At 72.7% G+C, this 6198-nt stretch carries 6 protein-coding genes; all 6 read left to right on the top strand.

The features are described 5' to 3' along the window. A partial coding sequence (locus tag ABD466_RS37090; protein ID WP_344661943.1) for an AfsR/SARP family transcriptional regulator occupies positions 1 to 2315 on the top strand: 2315 nt, incomplete at its 5' end. A gap of 71 nt (positions 2316 to 2386) precedes the next feature. Then, positions 2387 to 3109 (top strand): hypothetical protein, encoded by a 723-nt coding sequence (locus ABD466_RS37085; RefSeq protein ID WP_344661942.1) that lies wholly within the window; start codon positions 2387 to 2389, stop codon positions 3107 to 3109. Beyond that, entirely contained in the window at positions 3103 to 4020 is a 918-nt protein-coding gene (locus ABD466_RS37080; protein WP_344661941.1) for a hypothetical protein, read from the top strand. The genes ABD466_RS37085 and ABD466_RS37080 overlap by 7 nt, the downstream gene beginning before the upstream one ends. Further along, a complete protein-coding gene (locus ABD466_RS37075; protein ID WP_344661940.1) occupies positions 4013 to 4309 on the top strand; it encodes a hypothetical protein in 297 nt (98 codons plus the stop codon). Before ABD466_RS37080 ends, ABD466_RS37075 begins: the two co-directional genes overlap by 8 nt. Continuing rightward, positions 4306 to 4932 carry a hypothetical protein gene (locus ABD466_RS37070; protein ID WP_344661939.1) on the top strand — a complete coding sequence of 209 codons (627 nt, stop codon included), beginning with the start codon at positions 4306 to 4308 and terminating at the stop codon, positions 4930 to 4932. The genes ABD466_RS37075 and ABD466_RS37070 overlap by 4 nt, the downstream gene beginning before the upstream one ends. Positions 4933 to 5083: 151 nt before the next feature. After that, positions 5084 to 6022, top strand: coding sequence for a hypothetical protein (locus ABD466_RS37065; protein WP_344661938.1), 939 nt, complete (start codon positions 5084 to 5086; stop codon positions 6020 to 6022). Positions 6023 to 6198 lie beyond the last annotated feature (176 nt).

Here is a 6198-nt window from a genome sequence, read left to right as displayed (position 1 = left end):
GCCCGGGCGGCTCCGGCGGCTCGGGAGCCCTCGGCGGCGCGGCGGGGGGCGACGCCGGCAGCCCCGGCGTCACCGTCGCGGCCGCGTTCACCGGCCCGCACGGTGCTCCGGCCGGCGGCCTGGACACGCCGGGCCCGGCCGTGTCCGGCGCGACGCAGACCGCTGACCCGGCCGCACCGGTCAGCGCCGCCGGGGCCTCGCTCAGCCAGGTCGCGACCGACCTGGCGAGCCTGGCCGGCGGCCCCGGGACGAAGGCCGACTCGGCGACCATCATGGTCGGCTCGATCAGCCAGGCGCCGCACGCGTTCCACCAGACGCCGGGTTCGCCGAGCGTGCCGGGCGCCCCGTCGCACGTGAGCGTGCCGCTGGGCAGCCACGTCACGGCCGCGCCGGACGCGCAGGCCCCGGCGGGCGACCAGTCGCCGTTCCGGCTGCCGTACGAGCTCGTCACCGCGCCGCTGCTGGCCGCCGGACTGCTGGGCGCCCTGGGCCGCAGCCGGCGGCGGCAGCTGTGGAACCGGGCGCTGGGACGCCGGCTCACCGGGCCGGACACCGAGGCGGCCGGGGCCGAGGAGGCGATCCGGCTCGGCGCCGGGGTCGGCGAGGTGCGGTTCCTGAACCGCGCGCTGCGGGAGCTGTCGGCGACGCTGCAGGCCGCGGGCCGCCCGCTGCCGCCGGTGCACGGCGCGAACCTGGCCGCGTCAGGGCTCGAACTCGTGCTGGCCGCGCCCGCGCCGGACGCGCCGGCGCCCTGGCAGACCCGGCCCGACGCGCGGGCGTGGTTCGTGCCGCGCTCGGCCGTCGGCCGCCTGGACGACGCGGCGGCCGAGGCCGCGGTGGCGCCGTTCCCGGGGCTGGTGACGGCGGGCGTGACCGGGCCGGAGGGCAAGACCCGGGCGCTGCTGGACCTGGAGGCGGCGGGCGGCGTGATCGCGGTCGGCGGCGACGCGGCGATGCGCCGCGCGGTGCTGGCGGCGATGGCCGTGGAGCTGCTCACCAACACCTGGTCGGACCGGATGACCGTGACCCTGGTCGGCTTCGCCGGGGACCTGACGATGCTGGCGCCGGGCCGCGTGCACCAGACCGAGACCCTCGACGAGGTGCTGCCGGGCCTGGCCACCGAACTGGCCGAACGGCGGCGCGGCCTGGAGGAGGCGGGGCTGGACACCGTGCTCAGCGGCCGCCTCGGCATGGTCGGCGGCGCGGGCTGGCCGCCGCACTTCATCATCAGCGCCGCGCCCTCGGCCCCGGAGACGCTGGCCCGGCTGGCCGAGGTGATCGGCCCGCCGGCCCGGCTCGGCATCGGCTACCTGATCGCCGGCGACGTGCCGGGCGCGGCCTGGCAGGCCGGGGTCGACGCCGCCGGCCGGCTGCGGGTGCCGGCGCTGAACCTGGAGGTGGACGCGCAGCGCCTGCCGGACGGGCAGTACCAGGCGGTGCTGAGCCTGTTCACCGCCAGCCAGGACCTGCTGGGCGAGCCGCTGGTGCCGCTCACCGCCGAGGCGGCGGAACTGGAGGCGCAGCTGCGGCTGACCCCGACCGTGTCCGTCCGGGTGCTCGGCGACCTGGAGGTGACCGGCGCCTACGGCGAACTGGACGCCGACCGCGTCGGCCCGGTGGCCGAGGCGCTGACGTTCCTGATGCTGCACCGCGACGGCGTCCATCCCAGGGTCCTGACATCCGCCCTCTTCCCCCGCGGCGCCGCCAACGACGTGGCCGACCAGGTGCTGCACCGCCTGGGCACCTGGCTCGGCGTGGCCCCGGACGGCTCCGCGAACCTGGTGACCCTCCCCGACGGCCGCCTGACCGTGTCCCCGGCCGTCCGCAGCGACTGGGAGATGTTCCAGAACCTGCGCGCCCTGGCCGACCAGGACCCCCGCTACCAGGACCCGAGGAACCGCGACCAGCTCCTGGGCCAGGCCCTGGGCCTGGTCCGCGGCCCCCTGCTGGCCCACCGCGAGACCGGCCGCTACGGCTGGCTGGCGTACGAGTCGGTGGAGACCGAAGTCCCGGCCCTGGTCGCCGACACCGCGGTGGAACTCTGCGACCTCCGCCTCACCCTCGGCAACCCGGAAGGCGCCATCGACGCCGTCCGCAGCGGCATGCGCGGCTCCCCCGCCGACGAGGAACTCTGGCGGGCCCTCCTCCGCGCCACCCACGCCACCGGCGACCAGACCCGCCTGCGCGAAGTCGTCGAGACCGTCCAGAAGCAGACCCGCGCCATCCACGGCGAACGCGGCCTCCACCCCAAGACCGAGGCCCTGGTGGACGAGCTCTTCCCGGCCTGGCGCGAAGCCACCCCGGTCAGCGCCTGACAACAGACACGACACATACACCGAGAACGCGGAATCATAGACCGGACAACGGGGAATCGAGGTTGGTGCTCATGAAGCGGAACCAGGCGACCAAGGCCCTCACGGCCCTAGCCACCACGGGCCTGCTGCTGACCGCGGCCGGATGCTCCAGCGACCAGAAGCCGGCCGCCCTGGGCACCCCCGGCGCCGGCGCGACGAGCGCGGCCACGAGCAGCGGAGCGAGCGGCTCCGCGACGAGCGCGACGAGCGGCACGGCGGCGAGCTCTTCGAGCTCTTCGAGCGCGGCGGCCAGTTCGAGCAGTGCGGCGCCGGCGCCGACGACGATCGCCACCACCTCCGGCGGCTGGACGTTCAAGGCCACGGTCCCCGGCGACACGGACGCGGCGGCGGCCATGGCGGCGTTCCAGAAGTATCGGGACATCGCCTTCGAGATCAGCGCCAAGGCCGACTACGACACCGACCTGTCGCCCTACGCCGACGGCAACGTCCTGACGCTCGCGGTCAACTTCGCCCAGCAGCTCAAGCAGGGCAACAAGGCCATGGTCGGCAGCGCGGTCGAGACCGTCACCGCCACCAAGCTCGACATGAAGGCATCCCCGCTCCCGCTCATGACGATCACCGAGTGCAAGGACGCCACCAAGTACCACGAGGTCTACACCTCGGGCCCGGACAAGGGCAAGATCGCAGCCTCCGACATCACGCACCCGTACCCGGTGACGTTCACCGTGCACAAGAGCGCCGACGGGAAGTGGCGTGTGAACAGCGTCCATTCCGAAAGCGACAAGACATGCTGACGACACTGAGACGACGCCTCACCGCGGTGGCCGCGGTGTTCGCCGCCGTGGTCGCGATGACGGCGCTCTCCTCCCCCGGCCGCGCGGCAGCCGCCGAATGCCAGAACTGGGAAACGGACATCGACGGCACCTTGCACTGCACGATCTGGAGCTCCGGCAGCCCGGGCAAGGACGGCGGCAAGAGCGGGTACAACATCAACTGCACGAACAACCACATCACCTACCAGGGCAAGGACTACGTCTGCAATCTCCCGGACGGCTGGTCCTTCAGCTACGGCTGCTACGTCAAGACGGTGGAGCCGCAGCCGCCGGCCAGCGATCCGCACTGGGGCAACGCGGACATGTCCTCGACCCGTATGCAGTACATCTCCTGCGGCCAGGATCCGCCGACCGTTCCCGGCAACCGTCCCATGCACCCGGGTCCGTGCCCGAACGGATGCGGCGGCCTCAACCCGGTGGAGGCCGTGACCAACCAGCTGGCGATCGAGAAGCCGGAGCTCGGCATGGCTCCCCCCGGCGGCGCCGACGCCGTCGGCTACGTGAACGCGAACGTCTGGCTCTGGAGCAAGGGCCTGGACACCACCACCCAGTCCCGCCAGGCCGGCAACGTCGTCGGAACGCGCACCTTCGTCCGGGCGGACTGGGTCGTCAAGAAGGGCGACGGCACCGTCGCCGCCACCCTGCACTGTAAGTCAGATCACGAATACACTGCGGACCAGGGAGGTGCCGCGTCGCCGGATCCGGACTGCGGGTACGCGTTCAAGAATCCCGGCCCCTACACGATCACCGTGACCACGACGTGGTCGCTCCTGATCACCCAGGGCGGCGTGGCGAGCCCACTGCAGACCATCACCAGCACTCCGAGTACCACGACCATCACTATCCAGGAGGGCCAGAGCAATAATGGCTGACCGCCTCTCCGTGGACCTCGACGCTCTCGAAGGCTTCGGGTCCCGTCTCGACACCATCAAGCAGCAGCTGGACTCCAGCCACCACACCATCGACTCCTACGACGACGCCTACGGCTCCGACAAGGTGCGCGACGCCATGCACCACTTCGAGTCGCACTGGCGGGACGGGCGCAAGCACGTCGAGCACACCGCCGAGACGCTGGCGAACATGGCGCACGAATCGGTGAAGGCCATCCGTGGTTCGGACAAGGATCTCGCGGACAAGCTGCGTCAGGGCAACAACAAGTGAGCGGCGGGCCGGCGCTGGGGTCGGTCGGGTTCAGTCTGCGGGTGCCGCCGAACTGGTTCGAGTTGGACGTGCATCCGGCGACCCGGGAGGCGTCGATCCGGGATCTGGTCCGGGACCGGATCGCGCAGGTGCCGGAGTTGCAGGAACGCCGCGCCGAGATCACCAAGCTGCTGCGGGACCAGGCCGCGGCGGCGTGGGACGCGGGTGCCGTCTACTGCGCCGGGATGGCCGAGCCGGTGATGGACGGTGTGCTGCCGGCCACCGTCACCGTCTTCCTGCTGCCCGGGCCGCTGGGCGCCAGCAGCGACGAGCCCGACCGCACCGCGGCCCTGCTCCCGATGCTGACGCCCAAGGAGCCCAAGGACGAGAACGACACGTGGACCCGGGTGCGGGTCTTCGACCTCGAGGGATGCGGGCAGGCCGTCCGGACCCACGGCGTCGAGGACCTGGAGCCGGAGCCCGGCAAGCCGCTCCGCGTGGCGCAGATGCAGACCTTCGTCCCGATCCCCGACGTCAACCGGGTCCTGCTGGTCTCGTGCAGCAGCCCGGCGGTGGCGGTCGCGGAGGGCTTGTTCGACCTCTTCGACGCGCTGACGGGAACGCTGCGGCTCGAAGACAGCTGAGCGGGTCGGCGTGAACGTCCGCCGCGGGCAGCCCCGACCGGGACGGCCCGCGGCGCGCGCGCAACCCCCCGCGCACAGTCCCCGGCTCCCCTGATATCACTGATACAACCGGCGTACACCGGGACCGGACGCGGAACGTAAAGGAGCCGCCGTGACCGCTGCCGACGAGCGCCTGTGGCGCCCCCGGCCACCGCTCCCGCTGGAGCGGCTGACCGTGTGGGTCTCGGCCGCGGGCGGGGCGGCGACGGTGCGCGATCCCCTGATAGGGCCCGGAATCTACGTCATCGCCTCCACCACCGGCAGCATCGACGTGGCCGACGCGCCCGGCGGGTCCCGGCCCGTCGTGCCGAAGGCCGCCGACGCGGTGCTCGCCCTGGTTCCGCCGCACCACGGCATCGTCATCGACAAGGCCTCGGCCGACCCGGTGGTGATCCCGGCCGCGGAGGTGGACCAGCTGCGTCCGCGCCCGATCCCCTACGGCACCGAGGCCGATGCCGCCTTCCACCTGCCCCCACCCCATGTCGTCGACTACCTCGTCGACATCCGGCGGGCCGCCAAACCGTCCGGCGCCGGCCGGATCACCGCCACCTGGACCCTGTTCCCGGACAGCGTTCCGGCCCTGCTGCTGATCGTGAAGCCGGCCCGGAACGCCGACGGCCCGGCCGCCCTGGACGCCGTCTACCAAGCCGTGCGCGATCTGGCGCCGCCGGAGACGGTCCGCGTCGTCGACGCCGGCACCCTCAGCCGCGGCCAGATGTTCCGCACCCTCAGCGGCCAGCGCCTGGTCGAGTCCCCCGCTCCGGATCCCGACCCGTACACCCTCTGGGGCGCCCAGGGCCCCGGCGTCGACCCCCGCCTGCGCCGACCGCCGGTGGATCCCGTCACCGGCAAGCGCCCGATCAACGGCCGCACCCCGTTCAACGTCTCCCTGGCGATGTTCGGAACGGTGACCGGCGCGTTCGTCGCCGCCCTGCCGCACGAGTTCTCGATGCCGACCGCGGCGGCGGTGCCGATGGTGCTGCTCGGCATCCTGATCGTCGTGATCTTCGTCGGGCTGGCGCTGTACGACTTCTTCCGTCGCGAGCCCTGAGCCGGGCCGTGAGCCTCACAGCCGGGTGCCGGGACGGCCCGCGTCCACCGGCACAGATCCCCCGGTATCCACTTTCGAGTGACGAACCCCTGATTTTCACCTGTTATCAAGCGAAAAGCCGTCCCGGACGGATACGGTAGACCAGTCGCGCCGCACACAGCGTGCACGCAAGGAGT

The organism is Catenulispora subtropica (assembly GCF_039531675.1).
GTDB lineage: Bacteria > Actinomycetota > Actinomycetes > Streptomycetales > Catenulisporaceae > Catenulispora > Catenulispora subtropica.
The sequence above is the reverse complement of the archived record's forward strand: the minus strand, read 5'-3'. Positions and strand labels throughout refer to the sequence as shown.